This window comes from Bacillus sp. EB106-04-04-XG123 (assembly GCF_058791855.1).
Window position 1 is genome coordinate 461,626 of the sequence record NZ_JBYTDZ010000002.1, and the last position, 18,679, is coordinate 480,304.

At 43.5% G+C, this 18,679-nt stretch carries 16 protein-coding genes; 6 read left to right on the top strand and 10 right to left on the bottom strand.

Annotated features, from left to right (window positions below; all coding sequences use genetic code 11):
• Nucleotides 1–8: 8 nt before the first annotated feature.
• The 8 genes from AC3WTB_RS07755 to AC3WTB_RS07790 form a co-directional block, all read right to left on the bottom strand.
• Nucleotides 9–1,274: an ABC transporter substrate-binding protein gene (locus AC3WTB_RS07755; RefSeq protein ID WP_492333556.1), complete on the bottom strand. Its 1,266-nt coding sequence runs from the start codon at nucleotides 1,272–1,274 to the stop codon at nucleotides 9–11.
• A 102-nt stretch (nucleotides 1,275–1,376) separates the two neighbouring features.
• Nucleotides 1,377–2,795, bottom strand: coding sequence for a response regulator transcription factor (locus AC3WTB_RS07760; RefSeq protein ID WP_338593047.1), 1,419 nt, complete (start codon nucleotides 2,793–2,795; stop codon nucleotides 1,377–1,379).
• The gene (locus tag AC3WTB_RS07765) at nucleotides 2,789–4,231 is read right to left on the bottom strand and encodes a sensor histidine kinase (RefSeq protein WP_338593049.1); all 1,443 of its coding nucleotides are present in this window, start codon (nucleotides 4,229–4,231) and stop codon (nucleotides 2,789–2,791) included. Before AC3WTB_RS07765 ends, AC3WTB_RS07760 begins: the two co-directional genes overlap by 7 nt.
• Nucleotides 4,228–5,229 carry a sugar-binding protein gene (locus AC3WTB_RS07770; protein WP_338593052.1) on the bottom strand — a complete coding sequence of 334 codons (1,002 nt, stop codon included), beginning with the start codon at nucleotides 5,227–5,229 and terminating at the stop codon, nucleotides 4,228–4,230. The genes AC3WTB_RS07765 and AC3WTB_RS07770 overlap by 4 nt, the downstream gene beginning before the upstream one ends.
• Before the next feature lie 68 nt (nucleotides 5,230–5,297).
• Nucleotides 5,298–5,753: a GNAT family N-acetyltransferase gene (locus AC3WTB_RS07775; RefSeq protein ID WP_144489979.1), complete on the bottom strand. Its 456-nt coding sequence runs from the start codon at nucleotides 5,751–5,753 to the stop codon at nucleotides 5,298–5,300.
• Nucleotides 5,754–5,873: 120 nt separating this feature from the next.
• Complete coding sequence (locus AC3WTB_RS07780) at nucleotides 5,874–6,473, bottom strand: bifunctional 4-hydroxy-2-oxoglutarate aldolase/2-dehydro-3-deoxy-phosphogluconate aldolase (protein ID WP_338593058.1); 600 nt, start codon at nucleotides 6,471–6,473, stop codon at nucleotides 5,874–5,876.
• The gene (locus AC3WTB_RS07785; RefSeq protein WP_338593061.1) at nucleotides 6,445–7,461 is read right to left on the bottom strand and encodes a sugar kinase; all 1,017 of its coding nucleotides are present in this window, start codon (nucleotides 7,459–7,461) and stop codon (nucleotides 6,445–6,447) included. The genes AC3WTB_RS07780 and AC3WTB_RS07785 overlap by 29 nt, the downstream gene beginning before the upstream one ends.
• Nucleotides 7,462–7,547: 86 nt before the next feature.
• Entirely contained in the window at nucleotides 7,548–8,558 is a 1,011-nt protein-coding gene (locus AC3WTB_RS07790) for a LacI family DNA-binding transcriptional regulator (RefSeq protein ID WP_039181927.1), read from the bottom strand.
• Between the two features lie 258 nt (nucleotides 8,559–8,816).
• Between AC3WTB_RS07790 and kduI the strand changes: the two genes are divergently transcribed.
• The 5 genes from kduI (at nucleotide 8,817) to AC3WTB_RS07815 (ending at nucleotide 14,238) form a co-directional block, all read left to right on the top strand.
• The gene (gene kduI, locus AC3WTB_RS07795; RefSeq protein WP_492333557.1) at nucleotides 8,817–9,644 is read left to right on the top strand and encodes a 5-dehydro-4-deoxy-D-glucuronate isomerase; all 828 of its coding nucleotides are present in this window, start codon (nucleotides 8,817–8,819) and stop codon (nucleotides 9,642–9,644) included.
• Nucleotides 9,645–9,649: 5 nt separating this feature from the next.
• Entirely contained in the window at nucleotides 9,650–10,423 is a 774-nt protein-coding gene (kduD, locus tag AC3WTB_RS07800; RefSeq protein WP_251181007.1) for a 2-dehydro-3-deoxy-D-gluconate 5-dehydrogenase KduD, read from the top strand.
• A gap of 102 nt (nucleotides 10,424–10,525) precedes the next feature.
• Nucleotides 10,526–11,992, top strand: coding sequence for a spore germination protein (locus AC3WTB_RS07805; protein ID WP_492333558.1), 1,467 nt, complete (start codon nucleotides 10,526–10,528; stop codon nucleotides 11,990–11,992).
• Nucleotides 11,993–11,995: 3 nt separating this feature from the next.
• On the top strand, nucleotides 11,996–13,096 hold the full coding sequence (locus tag AC3WTB_RS07810; RefSeq protein WP_492333559.1) for a GerAB/ArcD/ProY family transporter: 1,101 nt from the start codon (nucleotides 11,996–11,998) through the stop codon (nucleotides 13,094–13,096).
• Nucleotides 13,093–14,238, top strand: coding sequence for a Ger(x)C family spore germination protein (locus AC3WTB_RS07815; protein ID WP_492333560.1), 1,146 nt, complete (start codon nucleotides 13,093–13,095; stop codon nucleotides 14,236–14,238). Before AC3WTB_RS07810 ends, AC3WTB_RS07815 begins: the two co-directional genes overlap by 4 nt.
• Nucleotides 14,239–14,424: 186 nt before the next feature.
• Here AC3WTB_RS07815 and AC3WTB_RS07820 read toward each other — a convergent pair whose 3' ends face one another.
• Both AC3WTB_RS07820 and AC3WTB_RS07825 read right to left on the bottom strand, forming a co-directional pair.
• On the bottom strand, nucleotides 14,425–15,822 hold the full coding sequence (locus AC3WTB_RS07820) for a glycosyltransferase (protein ID WP_492333561.1): 1,398 nt from the start codon (nucleotides 15,820–15,822) through the stop codon (nucleotides 14,425–14,427).
• Between the two features lie 136 nt (nucleotides 15,823–15,958).
• Nucleotides 15,959–17,323 carry a sugar porter family MFS transporter gene (locus AC3WTB_RS07825; protein WP_492333562.1) on the bottom strand — a complete coding sequence of 455 codons (1,365 nt, stop codon included), beginning with the start codon at nucleotides 17,321–17,323 and terminating at the stop codon, nucleotides 15,959–15,961.
• A 257-nt stretch (nucleotides 17,324–17,580) separates the two neighbouring features.
• Here AC3WTB_RS07825 and AC3WTB_RS07830 point away from each other — a divergent pair, with 257 nt between their 5' ends.
• Complete coding sequence (locus AC3WTB_RS07830; protein ID WP_041087945.1) at nucleotides 17,581–18,546, top strand: LCP family protein; 966 nt, start codon at nucleotides 17,581–17,583, stop codon at nucleotides 18,544–18,546.
• Nucleotides 18,547–18,679: the final 133 nt, after the last annotated feature.

Consider the following 18,679-nt stretch of genomic DNA (forward strand, 5'->3'; position numbering starts at 1 on the left):
TTTCGTCTTTATTTCATTGCATCTTTTAAAGATGATACAAACTGGCTGCTGTCTTTTTGTGTCACGAAGATATTGACGGCTTGATTCGCTTTCGTCACAAACCCTTCTTCAGCAGCTGAGCCATGAGCAAGAGACGGCGCCAGCTTAGACTCTTTAAATGCTTTCATCGCCGATTTTCCGTATTCATCATATTTTGATACATCTGCATCCACACGTGCTGGAATCGATCCTTTTAGCGGATTAAACGCATCCTGTCCTTCCACAGATCCTAAAACAGATAAGAATTTCTTCACGTTTTCTGGCTGTTTCACACCCTTTGGCAGTCCGAATGTATCGGTGATCACCATAAAGCTTCCTTCCGTTCCAGGAGTCGCCGTGTATCCAAAGTCTTGATTGACCTTCAAATCAAGATCATTCACAAAGTACCCCTTCGCCCAGTCGCCCATGACATTCATTGCTGCTTCCCCTTTTGCCACGAGCTGTGAGGCATCCTGCCAGTTACGTGAGCTGTGATCATCATTGACGTATTCGAGCATACGTCCAAAGATGTCTGCCGCTTCCTTCACTTTCGGGTCATCCATTTTCATGTCGCCAGCCCAAAGTTTTTGATAACCATCTGCCCCTAATACACCAAGCAAAACACTTTCAAACAAATGAGTCGCCGCCCAAGGCTCCTTATCTCCAAGCGCAAGTGGCGTGATCCCTTTTTTCTTTAATGCATCTGCTGTTTTGAAAAATTCATCAAATGTCGCTGGCGGCTCTAAGCCTGCATCATCAAATACCTTCTTGTTATACCAAAGCACATTGCCCCTGTGAATGTTCACTGGCACGGAATAGATTTTTCCATCTTTGCTGACAAGATCAATCAGTGATTCTGGAAATTTGTCTTTCCAGTCTTCTTTTTCATATAAATCATCCAGCGGCTCCATTTTGCCTGCCGCGACCCAGCTCTCATTCAGCTCCGCCCCGCCATGCACTTGAAACGTAGCAGGCGGATCATTCCCCTGCATACGGCTAGTCAGAACAGCCTTTGCATTCGTACCAGCACCACCTGCGACAGCTGCATTTTCAATTGGAATATCTTTATTCTTCTCTTCAAACAACTGGATGAGTGCCTTTAGCCCGTCTTCCTCACCCGCTCCTGTCCACCAAGAGAAAATTTCGAGCTTTTCCGTTCCGCCTTCTTTTTTTGCCTCTGAGTTCGTCGATGAACTGCAGGCAGTAACGATCAGCATACAGAGTGCAAGCAGTGTAAAGCCTAATTTGACCTTCATGATTGATCCCCCATCCCTATTTTGTAAGCGTTATCAAAATAAGTATAATGGCAGATCCTTGCTTTTTTTCAGGCAAACTTCTGCACTTTTTTATGAAATTCTTCATTTTTTTACGGCCTGTTTTCGATATTCCTTCGGTGAACAGCCGACCATCTTCTTAAACACACGGCTGACGTAATTAGGATCTGTATATCCTGCTTGATAGGTAATTTCTTTTAAGCTAAGCGAGCTGTCCTTGAGGAGCTTTTTGATTTTATCCAGCCGGCAGGTTGTCACATACTCTTTAAATGTCAGACCCGTCTCGTCTTTAAAACGTTTTGTGAAATAGGTTGGACTTAAATCAACATAAGCGGCTGTTTGCTCAAGTGTGACCTGTTCACAATAATGCGTTTTGATGTAACGTTTTGCCCGCTCAATGTCATTGATGGTCTGGGTTCTCGCTTCATACACGTCAAATAGGTGTTCACAGCACTGACGGCATTCAGCTGCGGTGCTGATTGTCAATATCGATAGATCTGTACGGAGACGTGATTTGAAGAGAATCAGCAGTTCCTTTACCTGTGAAATCGTCGCTCCCTCTAATTGAAAGGCATCAAATAAAGCCAGCGCATCCTCTCTTCTCCCTTCCTCGAGCGCCTGCATCATGCTGTCTGCAAGCTCCGGCAGATGAATCAATGGACCGGGCTTTATGTCTGTTTGGTAAAAACCATAACGAACAACGCCGCCACTCTTTTTTCGCTGATAATAGGAAAGCTTCGCCTCTGCTGCACTTTTCTGAAGATGAAGCGGGTTTGAGACTGGGTGCCCTATGCCAACGACAGGTGAAGGCTGACCATTTGTCATGGCAGCTCGAATGGCTTGCAGCAACTCTGCCTTAAGCTGACCTGGTCCTTGCTGACTATAAATGAAGCATGTAAACAGTTCACCCCCCATCTGAACCGGCACCGTATGAAATTGTGCAGATTTCTGTAAATCGTTCAACAGCTGATCCCCGCCCGTCCGCTGCACCGCGATGATAAGACCTGCTTCATATTCGGAAAATAGTTGTTGAAACTCCATGGAGGTATAGGATTGACCGTTCATGATATGGGCTTCAAGCCACTTTGACTGCTGATCGGCCGCTGCCGCCTGCCGCTGAGACGCCTCCTGCTTTATTTCTGCTGCTACAAATCGAATGGCTCCGATGGTTTCGTCTTTATCAGCTGGTTTAACAAGGTATTGTTTCACCCCTTCTTGCATCGCTTGCTTGGCGTAATCGAATGTATCGAAAGCTGTCAGCATAATGAATTTTGTATGAGGACTGCATGCTTTGATCTGTTTGATCGCCGTCAGTCCATCCATGCCAGGCATCTGGATATCCATGAGCACAAGATGAATGGGCTCAGATCGCACGAATTCAACCGCCTTCTTTCCATTTTCCGCTTCTCCTGCTATATGACACTCTGGAACCCATTCGGTTAAGAACTTCCGCATCGCTAGTCGTTCTATTTTTTCATCATCGACAATCAGCACGTTCAGCATGCCGGTCCCTCCTTCATCGGAATAGCCAATTGTATGGTGGTGCCTTCGTTTGGCTTTGAATCAATTTGAAGGGCATTTTGTACCCCGTAAAACAAACGCAGTCTTGACATCACATTTCGAAGACCAATTCCTGTTGAGTGACCTTTACTCAGGATGTTCGGATCTTCCTCTTCTTTTTCTGATAGCAATTTTCTTTTCTCCAATTCATTGATGCCCATCCCATTGTCCCGAATCCGAATCATCACATAGCCGCCTTCTTGATAGATTGAGAGCTCGACAAGTCCCGCTTCCTCCTTTGGTTCGACGCCATGAATGAAGGCATTTTCGACAAGCGGCTGTAAGGTGAGACTTGGGATATGTACAGATAAACACGATTCATCGATGGACGTTTTGCACGTAATACGATCGGCAAATCTCGTTTCTTGTATATGAAAATACTCTTTCACCACTTTCACTTCTTGTTCCAATGTAACGGATGTACTCAGAGCAGACAGCGAATACCGCATCAGCGTGGAAACGGATTGAATCAACCTCGATGTGGCTTCCGCTGATTCTAAGTAAGCCATCCGCGAAACGATGTTTAATGTGTTAAATAAAAAATGCGGGTTCATTTGGTTTTGCAGCGTTTTTAGCTTCATGTCTTTGATTTTTTGATCCAATGCCGCCTTTTGTTTGATCTCTTCAATCATCATTTTCATCTCTTGCCGCATTCGCTGAAAGGCTTCATTTAAAACAGAAATTTCATCCTTTGAGGTGACATGCAAATTCGCTCCATCAAAATTTCCTTCTGATACTTCTTTTACGCTTCGGGACAGATGAACGATGGGTCTTGATATCCCGCCAGCAATCATATACGCCATCCATAATGCGAGCCCGATTGATAACGTAAACAGGCACAAGGTAAAGAGCGCATAGGTATGATGCCTTTTTTGAAGAGATTGATAGAGTACTTGATATTCAGATAATTCATCATCAAGCAGGGTCATCGTCTGCTCTTGTATATAGGAGGAGACGGTTCTCACTTCCTTCACACTTGCAGCATATTCTTCGATTTTTCCTTCTTTTACATGTGTCATGGTTGCATCACTTTCATTGATGAGCGTCCGTATCATATATTGATATTTTTCAATAGAAGGAATCGCAGCATGAAGCCCGGCATCCTTTCGCAGCGCTTGATCGTAGGATTTCATTTTTTGTTTTGACGTAAGGTATTCTTTGGCAAACTTCCGATCCTTTTCAATGGCATAGGCATTGACTTTTTCATACATCGTTTTCGCTTCTGTCGATATATCATTGAGCAGCAGAAAAGAACGGAAGCTCCTGCTATATTCTGATGTGATTTTTGAACTGCTCCAGTAGACAAAAAAAGCGGCTACATTGCCAAGAAGCACAAGGATTAAAAATGCCAATAACAGCTTACTTCGAATCTTTCTCATGGCTGCATCCCCTGCTTTCTGTCTGTTTGCTGAAGAGGCAGATCCCCGCGCCGGATCACACTCGTTCCCGTGTACTGAAGCGGTTCTTCTTTTTCACCTTTTTGCAAACGAACAAGCGATTCAACCGCTTGATAGCCCATTTCATAAGGATGCTGCACGACCACGGCATCAATCGTTCCATCATCAAGCGCCTGAATCGTATCAGGCAATGTGTCAAATGCAAGCACATAAAAATCAGTGGATGATTGATACTGTACGATTGCTTGAATGATGCCTGCACCATCTAATGCACTTGTGCCATAAAATGCGGTGAGCTTCGCATGATCGTTTAATAATTTATAAGCGGCACCTGAGGCACCTGACTTCGTAATGGCTGATTCTTCTATTCCAGCAATATGAATACGTTTTTCAGCGGAGACGGCATCTCGAAAGCCTTTGACGCGCAGCTTTTGATGAATGGCATCCAGCCTGCCTGTGACAATTCCTACATACTGTTCACCTTTTGTATCTGCGATGAGTGCCTGCCCTGCGATAAAGCCTGAATAGTAATTGTCCGTTCCTACATACACCTGACGCTTGCTCCCTTCTGCATCCGTATCGACGGTGACGACATCAATTCCTTTTTCCCTCGCCTTCTGAAAAAGCGGTTTGTATTTTTTCGCATCAAGTCCCTGCGTCATAATGCCATCAACATGCCCAGCGATCGCCATATCGATGGTTTTCAGATGATCGTCTACATCCGCTTGCTTTGGGCCCAAATATTCTAGATACACGTGATGAACGTCTGCCGCATCAGCAGCTCCTTTTTGTACAAGCTGCCAATATTCGTTATCAAGTTCCTCCGGTACAAGGACAAAATGGTATTGATACGTTGACGCCGTTTCATCGGAAGCGCTTTCAATTTTAAATAAATCTTGACCTAATAACGTTAAAAAAATGACAGATACCGCACAAAATGTGAGAAATGCGCTCATTCCGATCCACTTAGATAATTTCACCGTATCCTCCTCCTTTTCACTATTTCCGCATAAAAAAAGAGCTGCTTATAAGCATACTCTCTCGACCTCTATAATTCCTTTGTCATAAATAAACTGTTTGGATCTTCTTGATATGTACCAAAAGGCGGGCCATACTGAAACCCAGCGCTCTCATATAGTTTTCTTGCTGGTTCAAAGAAAGCCATTGCCCCTGTCTCTAAGCTGACACGTGTATACCCGCGCCGTTTTGCCTCTTGGAGAAGATGATTCAGCATATACCTCGCTACACCTTTCCGCATATGGAGGGCTGCAGTTCTCATCGATTTGATTTCCCCATGTTCACTTGACAGCTCCTTTAACGCTCCGCAGCCAAGAAGCTCCTCTCCATCTCGCACACTCCACACGGTGACATCTTGTTTTTTTAAATCAGTTAATGGAAGGGCGTGAATGCTTTCTGGCGGCGAATGCTCCTTCATTTCTTCTATATGTGCAGTAATCAGCTGATCAATTCGTCCATCCGTAAGTTCATCTTGTAGAATATACATTTCCATCACTCCTTCCCGATCATTGTACGTGAAGAGTTGAATGGTTATCTGCTGTTATGTCAGATAACCGAACAAACAACTGGCATCTACAAGCCAATTGTTTGTTCGTTTTACAAGTATTTATGAGGAAAGAACGGCTTGTAATTCCTCTGCTGTACTTTTTTCAAGCTGACTTCCGACACCGACAGCCACCGCGCCTGCTTGAAGCCACTTCGGAACATCAGCTGGATGAATGCCACCCGTAGGAATAAATTCAATCTCTGGAAATGGACCTTGCAGGTTTTTCATATAGGATAAACCGAAGGAGCCGCTTGGGAAAAGCTTGAGCAAGCCGTAGCCATCTGCTTTCGCCTGCATGATTTCACTTGGGGTGAGAACCCCTGGTACATAGAGTGTGTCGTAAAATGAGAGATGTTCTCCAATCATAGGAAGATATCCTGGACTGACGATAAACTGTGAGCCTGCCTCAACAGCTGATTGTGCCTGCTCCAGTGTCGTAATCGTTCCCGCTCCTACAATGAGGTCTTGCTCATGCTGAAAGGATGCGATGATGCGTTCAGCATTTGGCGTGGTATACGTCACTTCAATGGCACGGACCCCTTTTTTCTTTAAACGCTCAATCATTTCAATGCCTTCTCTTTCACTACCCGCTCTCACCACTGCGATCAACTTACAAGACGCGAGCTGCTTTTTAACGCTCAAACTTGCTGACTTCCCCATATCTCTCATCCCCTTTCATGTAATCCCGCCTTTGATATCGTTTGGCTTCTTTCATAAAAGCTTGAAGCTCCTCCCGGGTAGGCAGTCCATCCTTATCGCCAGGAGACATCACTGCAAGTGCCCCGACTGCATTGCCTCTTATCACGGATTTTTCATTTGATAAGCCGTCAAGTAACCCGCTGATGACCCCCACTGCAAATCCGTCACCAGCTCCGACTGTATCTACGACATCCTGCACATAAAATCCATTAACAATTCCTTGTCCGGCTGCACTTTTATAAAAGGCACCTTCTGCCCCTAGCTTAATGACCACTAGCTTGACACCTTTTTTCAAATAAACATCTGCAATTTCTTCTGGCTCGTGACAACCCGTGAGCCTTTGCCCTTCTGCAAGCCCTGGAAAAAACCAATCCACTTGCGAGGCGATTTGATTCACCGTCTGAATCATGTCCTCCTCCTCTTCCCATAGCTGAAGCCGAAGATTTGGATCAAATGAAATGGTTTTGCCCGCTGCTTTCATTTCTTGAAGGGCACGAAGAGAAAACGCTCTCATTTCACTGGATAGGGCAGGCGGAATACCAGTCATATGAAAGTGGCCTGCCTGTTTGAAATAGGTGGCGGGAAAGTCGCTTGGACTCATTGTGCTCGCAGCAGAGCCTTTCCGATAATACGTGACGTCAGGGTCTCCATCGATCACTTTTGATTTAAGTAAGATGCCCGTTTGAGACCCATCATTTGAACGGAGCACTGCACTTGTATCGACCCCTTCTTTTTGAAGCTCTTCTAAAATAAATGTGCCAAGTGAATCTGCTCCGACTTTGCTCATCCAGCCCACATGAAAGCCCAGCCTCGCCAAACCGACAGCCACGTTACTTTCTGCACCAGCAAGCGCCTTTTGGAATGTATGCACTTGATGAAGCTCCCCAACTTCCTTTGCATAAAACATCGCCATTGATTCCCCAAATGTGACCGCATCCAATGCTTTCACTCATTTCTCCCCTTTCTTGGTACCGGTTTCAAATCAGTTGAAAAAGAGAGAGCATGCACGTCTGTATACTCTTCTCTGCCTATCATTTATAAAGATTTCCTTACAATGATTTCACCATCAAGCTGAATCGTTTGGGGCGCACTTTCATCCCCTTCAAGCCGTGTCTTGATTTTTTGCATGGCTGCTTTCCCCATTTCATGAGAAGGCTGGGCAACTGTAGTGATTCCAGGTCCAATCAGCTTATACCATTCTGTATCATCAAACCCTGCAATGCCGATCTCATCAGGAATCTTCATCCCAAGCTCTACAAGTTCACTAATCAGCTTCAGCATGAGTAATCCATTGCCAGCTAAAATCGCTTTTTTCTGTTCGTTTGATTGTAGAAAACGGACAATCTCTTCGCGCATTTGTTCCTTTTGCTTTAAATCAATTTCTGCAATGATTGGCTTCTTATGTTTACTCAAAGCTGTCTGTTCATATGCTTCCTTTCGTTCTTCACGAGGACTGATTCCATCGACAGGCTCAGTAAAGAATGCGATGTGATCATAGCCTTTCTCATACATTTGTTGAAGCAGCCGGATTGTGATATCACGGTTGTTCGTGGTCACTGTGTCGACTTTTAGTTCAGGCAGCTTCCGATCCACAAGAACAATCGGCACACCGTTTTTCTTAAACTCCTCCAGAATGTCATTGTTCTGTCCTGTTGTATTGATGATGAGCCCTTCAATATAATGTGCATTCAGCTTAAGGAGCATTTCCCGTTCTTTTTCTGGACGATTATCTGTGTTGCACACCATGATGCTGTATCCATATTCATCACAAATCTCTTCAACTCCGCGAAGTGTTGCCACAGAGAATGGATTCGTAATGTCGGCTACAATAAACCCAATGACCTTGCTTTTTCTGACTTTTAGTCCTTGAGCAAGCTGACTCGGGCGATAATGGAGTTCCTCAATGGCTTTCTTGATTTTTTTTACCTTTTCTGAAGAAATTTCATTTGTTCTGCCATTGATATATCTGGATACAGTTGATTTTGAGACCCCTGCATAAGCTGCTACTTCATTAATGGTCACTTTCGTTTGCTTTTTCTCTTTCATTCAAAAAACTCCCACAATTGATCTTCTCATTTGGTTCGGTACCGATTTCAAATAAACTTAAAAAGAGCATATCATAATTATTTGCATTTCAGAAGATTTTTTTGCTTGATGATGGTAAAAATTCGTTTAATTAGAGAAAAAGAAAGCGATTTCAAATAAACGGTTGACGGCGCTCTCTTTTTCCTCTAGAATTTTCCTTGAAACCGATACCAAATAAATATCAATATTTGTTTCAGATGGAAAGGGAGGCTTATCCAAATGGAAAATCGTTATGCTGTACATCCTGAACAGGTCAAACGTTTTACAACAGAGGAACTTCGTCGTCATTTTCATATTCCTACGCTATTTGTCAGTGGTGAATTAAAGCTCTATTACTCTCATGAGGATCGCGTGGTGATTGGCGGAGCCATGCCAGCAGCAGAGCCGATCACACTAGATGCTGGGGACTTTTTACGGACGGAGTATTTTCTTGAAAGACGTGAAATCGGGATTGTGAATGTCGGCGGACAAGGAACGGTCACTGTTGATGGTGAGGCCTTTGTGCTGGAGCATAAAGATTTCTTATATATTGGTCTTGGTCACAAAGATGTACAGTTTGCTAGTTCATCAGGCGACGAGGCCAAGTTCTATCTAGTTTCAGCCACGGCTCATAGAGCGTACCCTACGCAAAAAGCAGCCATCGCTGAATTAACACCAAACCACTTAGGGGAAGCAGCTGCTTCCAATGTACGAAACCTGTATCAAGTCATCCATGCAGATGGCATTCAAAGCTGTCAGCTCATGATGGGCATCACTCAGCTGGAAACCAATAACACGTGGAACACGATGCCTGCACATATTCACGATCGCCGGATGGAAGTGTACTTATATCTTGATATCGAAGAGAATGCACGAGTCTTTCATTTTATGGGGGAGCCCTCTGAAACAAGGCATCTTGTTGTGGCAAATGAGGAAGCAGTCATTTCACCTGCCTGGTCCATCCATTCAGGCTCAGGCACAGCGAATTATTCATTTATTTGGGCAATGGCGGGCGAAAACTATACGTTCAAAGATATGGACTTTGTCCCAATGGATCAGTTGAGGTAACAAGGATGATGACAACATCATATGCAGCGTCCCTCTTTTCCCTTGAAGGAAAAACAGCACTTGTGACAGGTCCTGGAACCGGCATTGGGCAAGGCATTGCCGTGGCGCTTGCCCAATCAGGTGCAGATATCATCGGCACTTATCACCACACACCGCTTGAAGAAACAAAGGCACTTGTCGAACAGGCAGGCCGATCATTTCATGCGGTTCAGGTTGACTTTTCCGATCCTCAAACTGCAAAACAGGATGTCGACGCCATATTAAAAAAGCACACGATTGATATATTAATCAATAATGCTGGAACGATCAAAAGAGAGCAAGCGGCTCACTATTCAGAGGAAGATTGGCATACGGTCATGGATGTGAATATCAACAGTCTTTTTTTCCTCACGCAAAAGGTTGGACAGCAAATGCTGAAAAACGGGCAAGGGAAAATTGTCAATATCGCCTCCCTTCTATCGTTTCAAGGCGGCGTCTTTGTCCCCGCCTATACAGCAAGCAAGCATGCTGTCGCAGGGCTGACGAAAGCTTTTGCCAATGAATGGGCGAGCCAGCATATTCAAGTGAATGCGATTGCGCCTGGGTATATTGCGACCAATAACACACAAGCCATTCGGGACGATGAAAATCGAAATGAAGAGATTCTCAAACGAATTCCCGCCGGGCGCTGGGGAAAACCTGAGGATCTAGCAGGTGCTGCTGTTTTCCTTAGCTCACCAGCTTCTGATTATATGAACGGTCATATTTTAGCCGTTGATGGCGGCTGGCTTGCAAGATAAAAAGACGAGAGAATTCCTATCCGGGATTCTCTTTTTTCTATTTGTATAATTCTCCACCTTCCGAGTCACTCTATAAAAAACATGTGATGAGGGTGAGGTATTATGAAAAGTCGTATTGAACAAGATATAGCGTCCGTCATTAAGCGTGTCAAAAGCTTTGCCGGAAGAAGTGATGATATCGTGTTCCACTCTTTTTCATTTGGTCCTTCCACTATGTCTGCATGTCTCGTGTACGTTGAAGGACTCACAGAATTTGAGATGCTTTCTAAGCAAATCATTTCACCAATGCAAAAGGAGCTGGACATCACTGAGGTTGGTTCTACTACACTTTCCTCCCTTTCAAAAACGTTCTTTGGCATTCAAAGTGATGTGCTGGATGATATGAACCTTGCCATCGAGCAGTTATATAGCGGCAGGGCTATTTTATTTGTAGATGGAGCGGATCAAGCACTTGCACTCCATACAAATCTTTTTCAATTTAGGGAAGTAGAAGAGCCGCAATCTGAAGTTCTTGTAAGAGGACCGCGGATCGGATTTATTGAGAATCTTGAAAAAAACACGGCTTTACTCCGTGAACGGGCAAACGACCCAAATCTTGTGATTCAAAAGGTGAGTATCGGTACTCGCAATAAAAAATCCGCTGCCCTTGTGTATGTTCGTGATATCGCTGATCCTAAACTAGTAGAAGATGTTCTATCACGCATGGCCGAAATCAAAATGGATGACATCCCTGAAACTGGCTATATTGAACAGTTGATTGAGGACAGTCACATCTCCATTTTCCCACAGATTCAAAACACAGAACGTCCTGACCGGGTGATTGCATCTGTGCTAGAAGGCAAAGTCTCAATTTTGCTCGATGGGACTCCTTTTGCCCTCATTTTACCTATGACACTTACAGCTTTGATGCAATCACCAGAGGATTATTATCAGAGGTGGACAAGCGCGACTCTTTTGCGTTTACTGCGTTATATTGCCGTGCTGCTCACGATTTTTTTACCCGGGCTTTACATTGCACTTGTCTCTTATCATCCCGGTTTATTACCGACAAGAATGGCACTCACCATCGCAGGCAGCCGGCAGAATGTTCCCTTCCCTCCTGTTGTCGAAGCCATTCTCATGTCTTTTACGATAGAGCTGCTGCGGGAAGCTGGACTACGGCTTCCAAGAGCCATCGGACAGACAATTGGGCTCATTGGCGGGGTTATTATTGGTCAGGCAGCTGTCCAAGCCAATATCGTCAGTGCCCTAATGGTGATTATTGTGTCGCTGACCGCACTGGCTGACTTCACGGCACCGTCATATGACTTTAGTTTCCCACTGCGTATTTTGCGGTTTATGGCCATTTTTAGTTCAGCACTGTTTGGATTATATGGTTTAATCATGTGTTATTTATTTGTGCTTTGTCACTTGATGCAGTTAAAGACCTTTGGTTTCGACTATTTCACACCTGTGTTGTCTTCACCGTTTTCAGATTTAAAGGATACGTACGTTCGTTTACCAATCGGGGTATTTAAATCCAGACCAAAAACAGCAAAAATAAAAAATCTCAAAAGACAAGGAGATTAAACGATGTACAGACCTGAAAGGCTATCATTGTTACAAGTAACCATCCTCTGCAGCTCTACAATGATAGGCGCTGGAATTTTAACCATTCCACGCAGTTCTGCCAATTCAGGATACCCTGATGGCTGGATCATTGTATTAATACAGGGCGTCATCTTTGCTTTCGTTGCTTTTTTGTTGGGCTGGATTGCCGAAAAGAATGCACCAGACACCATTTTCGAGTCAAATACAAAAGGAGCGGGCGCATTCTTTGGCACAATCTTCAATTTAATGTTGATCGCCTATTTACTAGGCATTGTCGGCTTTGAGGCACGTGTCCTTGGGGAAGTGGTTCAGTTTTTCCTGCTGCAATCGACTCCCATGACCGTGATTGTGATGATTTTTTTACTCGTGGCGATCTATCATTTGAAAAGCGGTATCTTTCCAGTCGTCAAAATGGTGACCTATATTTATCCGATCACCATGGTCATTTACATAGCGCTCATGCTGTTTAGTTTAAAAATATTTGATTTTGATTATTTGCGCCCTGTGATGGCGCATGGTTTTAAAGATTTTAGTAACCTGTTCTCTCAAACATTTATTCAATTTACAGGCTTTGAAGTCATTTTGTTTGTTGTCCCGCTCATTTATAAAGACAAATGGTCTAAGGCAAAATGGGCGGCTGCGATTGGGGTTGGGATTACTTCTCTTGTATATTCCCTCACACTCTTTATAGTGATTGGCTCCATGACCGTTGGTGAAACGAAATCTCTCACTTGGCCGACGGTTTCTCTTATACAAGCGCTTGAACTTGAAGGGGTGTTTATCGAACGATTTGATATTTTCTTACTGACGATCTGGACGTGCCAGCAGTTCATTTGTATGCTGGGCTTTTTCCAGTTTGCGATTAAAGGCTGCTTCACTGTTTTTAAAACAACCAATTTAACGAGACTGCTATGGCTGCTATTTTTGATTACATCAGCACTCTCACTTTTCCCTAGAAATATCAACGAAGTCTTTTACTACTCTACTTTACTCGGCTACGCATTGTTTGCGGTTTTAGCCATTCCTTTTATTACTGCTATCCTGCTGATGATACGCAAAAAATGGGGAGGTCGTTCTACATGAGAGGCAGGCGTATACTGTTATTCTTTTTTTCCTGCTGTCTTTTCCTTCTATCAGCAGGCTGCTGGGACTTAAAGGATATTGAAAAACTATCGTTTGTACGTGGGGTTGGTATTGATGAGGAAGATGACAATGGAGTTAAGCTGACCTACCAAAACCTTGTACCGAAATCAAGCGGAACACAAGAAGCCGATTCTCCCGGCTATGTGAATGTTGTCTCCAAAGGAAAAAATGTGCTTGAGGCTGTCAGTAATGTCGCCTTGAAGGAACCGCCGATCTATAGTGATCACATGAAAATCTTCTTGTTTGGCAGAAATCAAGCAGAGCATCACGATATTCAAGGAACACTTAATCATTTTATTCGAGATGATGAGGTTCGGCGCAGCAGCTATCTCCTCGTGTCACGAGGAGATGCGTCAAAAGTCATCAATCAAAAGTTAAAGTCTCAACAGAAGGTACCGGTTGAGCATATCTTTGAAACATCCAAAAACCGAAGTTTTAACGGAAAGATCGCACCGGCAACACGTATTGGCCGGGCGTCTGATTACTTTCAGATGGGTGTTAGCTTCCTTGTGCAAAGTGTAGATGTGATCGACAGTGAAATTATTTATGATGGGGCAGGAATCATAAATGGGAAAACGCGAAAACTGATTGATTTTATTCCAGCAAAAGATGTCCAATCTTTAAACTGGGTGATGGGCCGTATCACTGGCGGCGTTGTACCTACCACCTACAAAGGTTATCCGATCACGTATGAAATAAAAAAAGCAAAAACGAAGGTCGAGCCCTATCTGAAAGACGGAAAGGTTTCCTTTAAAATTAACGTAAAAACAAATGGAAAATTATCAGAGGATCAATATCCTCCAGAAAACTCATACGATGAGCAGTACATCAAACGATTTGAGCGGCTCTTTGCTCATAAAATTAAAGAACGCATTCAAAAAGCAGTAAATCATGTGCAAAAAGAAGTCGGCGTTGATCCCATATTTTTAAACCAGCAGTTCCGTATGAAATATCCCGACTATTGGGATCAGCATGGTACCGAGTGGGATAGGCTATTCCAAGAAGCAACCATCGAATACGATGTCAAAGTCAGCATCTTGAATTTTGGTGCAGAAGGCGCAACAAAAAGCTTTAAATGGTAATGCCAAAAGGCGGTATCCCAATAGGGAGCCGCCCTCATACTGTTGACAAAGGGCTAAAAATGATCTTGATTTTAGCCCTTTGTCTTCTTTTCAGCGTGATAGAAAACCTTTGCAGCCCTAGGAAGGACGAGCACCGGAGCGCAGACCTGACACCGAATGCGAGGGTTTGGCTACACGCTGAAGCGGTTATCCCGATGGGGAGCCGCCTTTTTTACGTACGACAATGAGAAGCTGATACAAAGTCACCTGGTCAGACAACGATTTTGTTTGAAAGCCAAGTGATGCTCCTATTCTTGCCACCTCATCAAAAAACAATTGAACGTTTTGATCAATCTGTACATTGACCCGCTGCTCGATCACACGTTCAAACAATTGGTCTGGGAAAAGCGCACGCATGGTGTTTGGTGTGAAGAACCGCATATGGGTTCGATCTAAAATTCCTACATCTTGATACGTAAAGTCCCCTGTCATCAAAGGAAGAAGCACCTCTGCATGCATCATGTTAGGCAGGCAGCAAATGATGACACCGCCTGGCTTTAAAGATGCGTGTGCTTGCTCAATGATGTGCCAAGGGTCTGACACATGCTCTAAAACATCTGAAAAAATGACCGCATCAAAAAAGGCCTCTTTCTCTGACCATGGGTATTCATCCGCATTTGCCTCAATCACTTCTTCGTAATACGCCTTTGCGACCGCTGCTTTTAATGCATCCGCCTCTACCCCGTACATGGTTACAGACTGCCGGTTCATCAATTCAAGCCCGGTTGCCCCTGCGCCGCACCCAACATCCAGCACACATGCAGCGTCCTCAGGGAGTAATTCCGCAAAATACGGATGAGGGGTGATCAAATTTAGATCTATGCCCCACTTATCTAAAAACCGAAGTCTGTTCTCAGTAAACAGTGTAGAGATGTTCGTTTCTTGATTGGCATTGAAGGTAGCATGACCATGATGATGCACAAAGGAATCATGCACAATTTGCAGCTGATACCCTTGCAGTAATGAACGTAAGCAAAGATCGTCATCCTCAAATGATCCATATACGAATTGCTCATCAAATAACCCCACATCCTCGATCAACTTTCTTTTCACGAGCAAGCAAAACCCTACAAGCCGGTGCACATAAGTTCTCTGACCTTTTCTCTTAGACGTATATTCCTTAGCAAACGCTGGGAGCTCCTTCACATCTGTATACGACGGCTGGACCATCTGAGGGCCGCTCACATAATTGGAGACTGGCCCCACCATCCCAATCTGTTCTGATGCGAATAGCGCCTCTTTTAATGGAGGAAGCCAATTTTCCGTCACGATCGTGTCATTATTTAAAAAGAGAATGCTGTCTCCTGAAGCTTTTTTTGCCCCTTGATTACATCCCTTTGCAAAGCCTTCATTCTTTTCATTATCAATGAAAATCACATCATCCAGCTCTCTTACATATTCCTTCGTGCCGTCAGTTGACGCATTATCAACGATGATGAGTTCATATTGGTCGCTGCTCGTATGCTGTTTAATGCTTTGGATACATGTTTTCGTTAAATGCAGTTCGTTGTACGTCAGCATGACAATGCTTGTTTTCCCTTTCATCTCATTTCCACCTTTCGCCCGCCTGTTCCATATGTATGTCATATGGAGCACGTTCAGAAGATGAGGGAATGTCCTTTCTTGATTAAACGTTTGTTTAACATAGAAAAACCAGCTGCATACGGCAACTGGTCATTGTTCACACTGTTTTCCCTTCGTCACCTGCGACGGCACGATTTCTCTTTTTTAAATCTTCTTCAATTTCTTCAAGACTTTTCCCCTTCGTTTCGGTTACTAAGTACCTCACAAATAAGAAGGCGCCTACGCCGATGACCGCATAGATGAGGAAGAGATTACTGATACCAATCGCGCTTAATAAAGCTGGGAATGTAAGCGAGATGATTAAATTTCCTGTATGAAGAAGGAAAGTTGAAACGCCTGTACCGATTCCTCGGACATGTACCGGGAACAGCTCAGGAAGCATTACCCAAACGACTGGCCCCCAGCTGACAGCAAAGATGACGATAAAGAGACCTAAACAAATAACCGTTGTCCATCCTGCAGCTGTTGACCCTTCGAAAAATCGGTTGACCACTGACAGGACAATTAAACTAAGAACCATTCCTGCATTCCCAAATAGGAGCAGCGCTTTACGCCCTACACGGTCAATGATTTTGATGGCAACAAACGTCATGATGACATTCACTGCACCAATTCCGACAGTTCCTAAAATCGCCGCAGAATTCCCAAAGCCAACACTTGTGAATGTTTTTGGTGCATAGTAGATGATCGTATTTGTACCGATAAACTGCTGCAGAAAGGCTAAGCCGACACCGGCAATCAATGCTGGGCGTACCCATGGCTCAAATAATTCCTTAAAACCGCCTTTTTCTTCACTTTCCGCCTTTTGAATATCTGAAATTTCTTCTTCCACTTCTTGCTTACTATTTCTAAGTTTAAATAATATCTCCTTCGCACGATCAGCCTGTCCGTGGACAAACAGCCAGCGGGGACTTTCCGGCATAAACAAAATCCCAGATAATAAAAGAACAGAAGGAACAACCGCAATTCCAAGCATCAAGCGCCATGCCTCTGCATCCGCTAAAGCGTAGTTCACAATATAGGCTAGAAGAATACCAAATGTGATCATGAGCTGGTTTAAAGAGGATAGTGCCCCTCGTGATTCTTTTGGCGCAAGTTCAGATAAATATAGTGGAACAATCGTTGTCGAGCACCCGACAGCGAGCCCTAGTACAATTCGGAATAAGACCATCACTTCCGTATTCGGGGCAAGAGCTGTACCAAATCCGCCGATAATAAATAAAATCGCTGCGGCGATAATGGCTTTTTTCCGCCCAAATTGGTCTGTCAATTTTCCAGAAAGAGAGGAACCGAGCATCGCCCCGATTAAAATCGAGCTGACGACAAGCCCCTCTGTAAATGCATTTAAACCTAAATCCTCTTTCATAAATAAGATGGCGCCGGAGATGACACCTGTATCATAGCCATATAAAGCACCGCCAAGAGCGCCGAAGAAATAAAGCCATCCATTCCGATTTTTCATGTTCATAACCCCACTTTTGTCTCTGTACTCTATGAAAAATCATTTTCCTCACTTCCTGTCATTTCAAACATTTCGATGTTTTATGACAAATATATTTCATTTGTATATCTTTGAAACTTTTTACGAGAAGGATACGTCAATTAAGCGTTAGTGAAAAAAATGTCGCACTATATCCCGTTTTAAGGTATATTTGTTTTAGTTTGTAAGCATAAAGAAGGACATCTTTACTATAAAATCATAGCGAGGGTTTAAAATATATGGATCAATCACGAAGTAAACGCAAAGGAAAAAAGCGTTTAAAACCATGGGTGAAAGTCACTCTTTTTATCATTAGTATTCTTTTACTGACAACTGCTTCAGTCACAGGCTATGCCTACTATAAAATAACAAATGCTGCCAAAAAAGCTCAAGTATCTCTTGATCGCGGCGCACAATCTGTGAAACGGATTGAAGCATTCGATCCAGGAAAAGACAGCTTTTCTGTCTTGCTGCTTGGAATTGACAGCAGACCGGGCGAAACAGTGAAACAAGCACGAAGCGATGCAATGGTGTTGGCAACCATTAACCGCACAAATAAAACCGTTAAATTATTAAGCATTCCCAGGGACTCATACGTTAATATTCCAGGCCACGGTTTTGATAAAATTACTCACGCACACGCTTTTGGCGGTGCAGATTTAACAGTAAGTACAGTTGAAGATTTACTAGATATTCCGGTCGATTTTGTCATCCAAAGTAATTTTGTAGCATTTAAAGAAATCGTCAATGAATTAAACGGTGTATCTATTAACATCAAGGATGATTACCTTGTGAAACAGATTAAAAAAGATACAAAAGGCAAGGTTGTGCTTCAAACTGGAACTCATACACTAGATGGGGATCAAGCACTCGCATATGTGAGAACAAGAAAAGCAGATAGTGACTTAATGCGTGGACAGCGTCAAATGGAAGTGTTAAAAGCCATTTTTGATAAATCAAAATCTTTAACATCTATTCCGTCATACGATAATATCATTGATACACTCGGTGATAATGTGTCAACCACCCTTTCTATGAAGGAGTTAGTCGGTCTTTTCCCGCTTCTGACTTCATTGAAATCGGTTGATACCATCCAGCTTAAAGGATCTGATTACCAGCCAAACGGGGTTTATTATTACCAACTGGATCAAAACCAGCTGAACGAAGTGAAGACTGAATTGAAAAAGCAGCTTGAATTATCATAAATAGAAGCGTCCCTTTGGGGCGCTTTTTCTTATTTCCTTGATCATTCGCTCATTTTTGTTTAGCCTTGATAGTGAGGAAACAACCATCCTTTTTTTATGAGAATAAAGGAAATCGTACATACTTTGAAGAGGC

What these genes read in the sequence shown, in the direction of transcription:
- AC3WTB_RS07755 (WP_492333556.1), bottom strand. Translation starts at nt 1,274, where the DNA reads ATGAAGGTCAAATTAGGCTTTACACTGCTTGCACTCTGTATGCTGATC.
- AC3WTB_RS07760 (WP_338593047.1), bottom strand. Translation starts at nt 2,795, where the DNA reads ATGCTGAACGTGCTGATTGTCGATGATGAAAAAATAGAACGACTAGCG.
- AC3WTB_RS07765 (WP_338593049.1), bottom strand. Translation starts at nt 4,231, where the DNA reads ATGAGAAAGATTCGAAGTAAGCTGTTATTGGCATTTTTAATCCTTGTG.
- AC3WTB_RS07775 (WP_144489979.1), bottom strand. Translation starts at nt 5,753, where the DNA reads ATGTATATTCTACAAGATGAACTTACGGATGGACGAATTGATCAGCTG.
- AC3WTB_RS07780 (WP_338593058.1), bottom strand. Translation starts at nt 6,473, where the DNA reads ATGGGGAAGTCAGCAAGTTTGAGCGTTAAAAAGCAGCTCGCGTCTTGT.
- AC3WTB_RS07790 (WP_039181927.1), bottom strand. Translation starts at nt 8,558, where the DNA reads ATGAAAGAGAAAAAGCAAACGAAAGTGACCATTAATGAAGTAGCAGCT.
- kduI (WP_492333557.1), top strand. Translation starts at nt 8,817, where the DNA reads ATGGAAAATCGTTATGCTGTACATCCTGAACAGGTCAAACGTTTTACA.
- kduD (WP_251181007.1), top strand. Translation starts at nt 9,650, where the DNA reads ATGATGACAACATCATATGCAGCGTCCCTCTTTTCCCTTGAAGGAAAA.
- AC3WTB_RS07805 (WP_492333558.1), top strand. Translation starts at nt 10,526, where the DNA reads ATGAAAAGTCGTATTGAACAAGATATAGCGTCCGTCATTAAGCGTGTC.
- AC3WTB_RS07810 (WP_492333559.1), top strand. Translation starts at nt 11,996, where the DNA reads ATGTACAGACCTGAAAGGCTATCATTGTTACAAGTAACCATCCTCTGC.
- AC3WTB_RS07815 (WP_492333560.1), top strand. Translation starts at nt 13,093, where the DNA reads ATGAGAGGCAGGCGTATACTGTTATTCTTTTTTTCCTGCTGTCTTTTC.
- AC3WTB_RS07820 (WP_492333561.1), bottom strand. Translation starts at nt 15,822, where the DNA reads ATGAAAGGGAAAACAAGCATTGTCATGCTGACGTACAACGAACTGCAT.
- AC3WTB_RS07825 (WP_492333562.1), bottom strand. Translation starts at nt 17,323, where the DNA reads ATGAAAAATCGGAATGGATGGCTTTATTTCTTCGGCGCTCTTGGCGGT.
- AC3WTB_RS07830 (WP_041087945.1), top strand. Translation starts at nt 17,581, where the DNA reads ATGGATCAATCACGAAGTAAACGCAAAGGAAAAAAGCGTTTAAAACCA.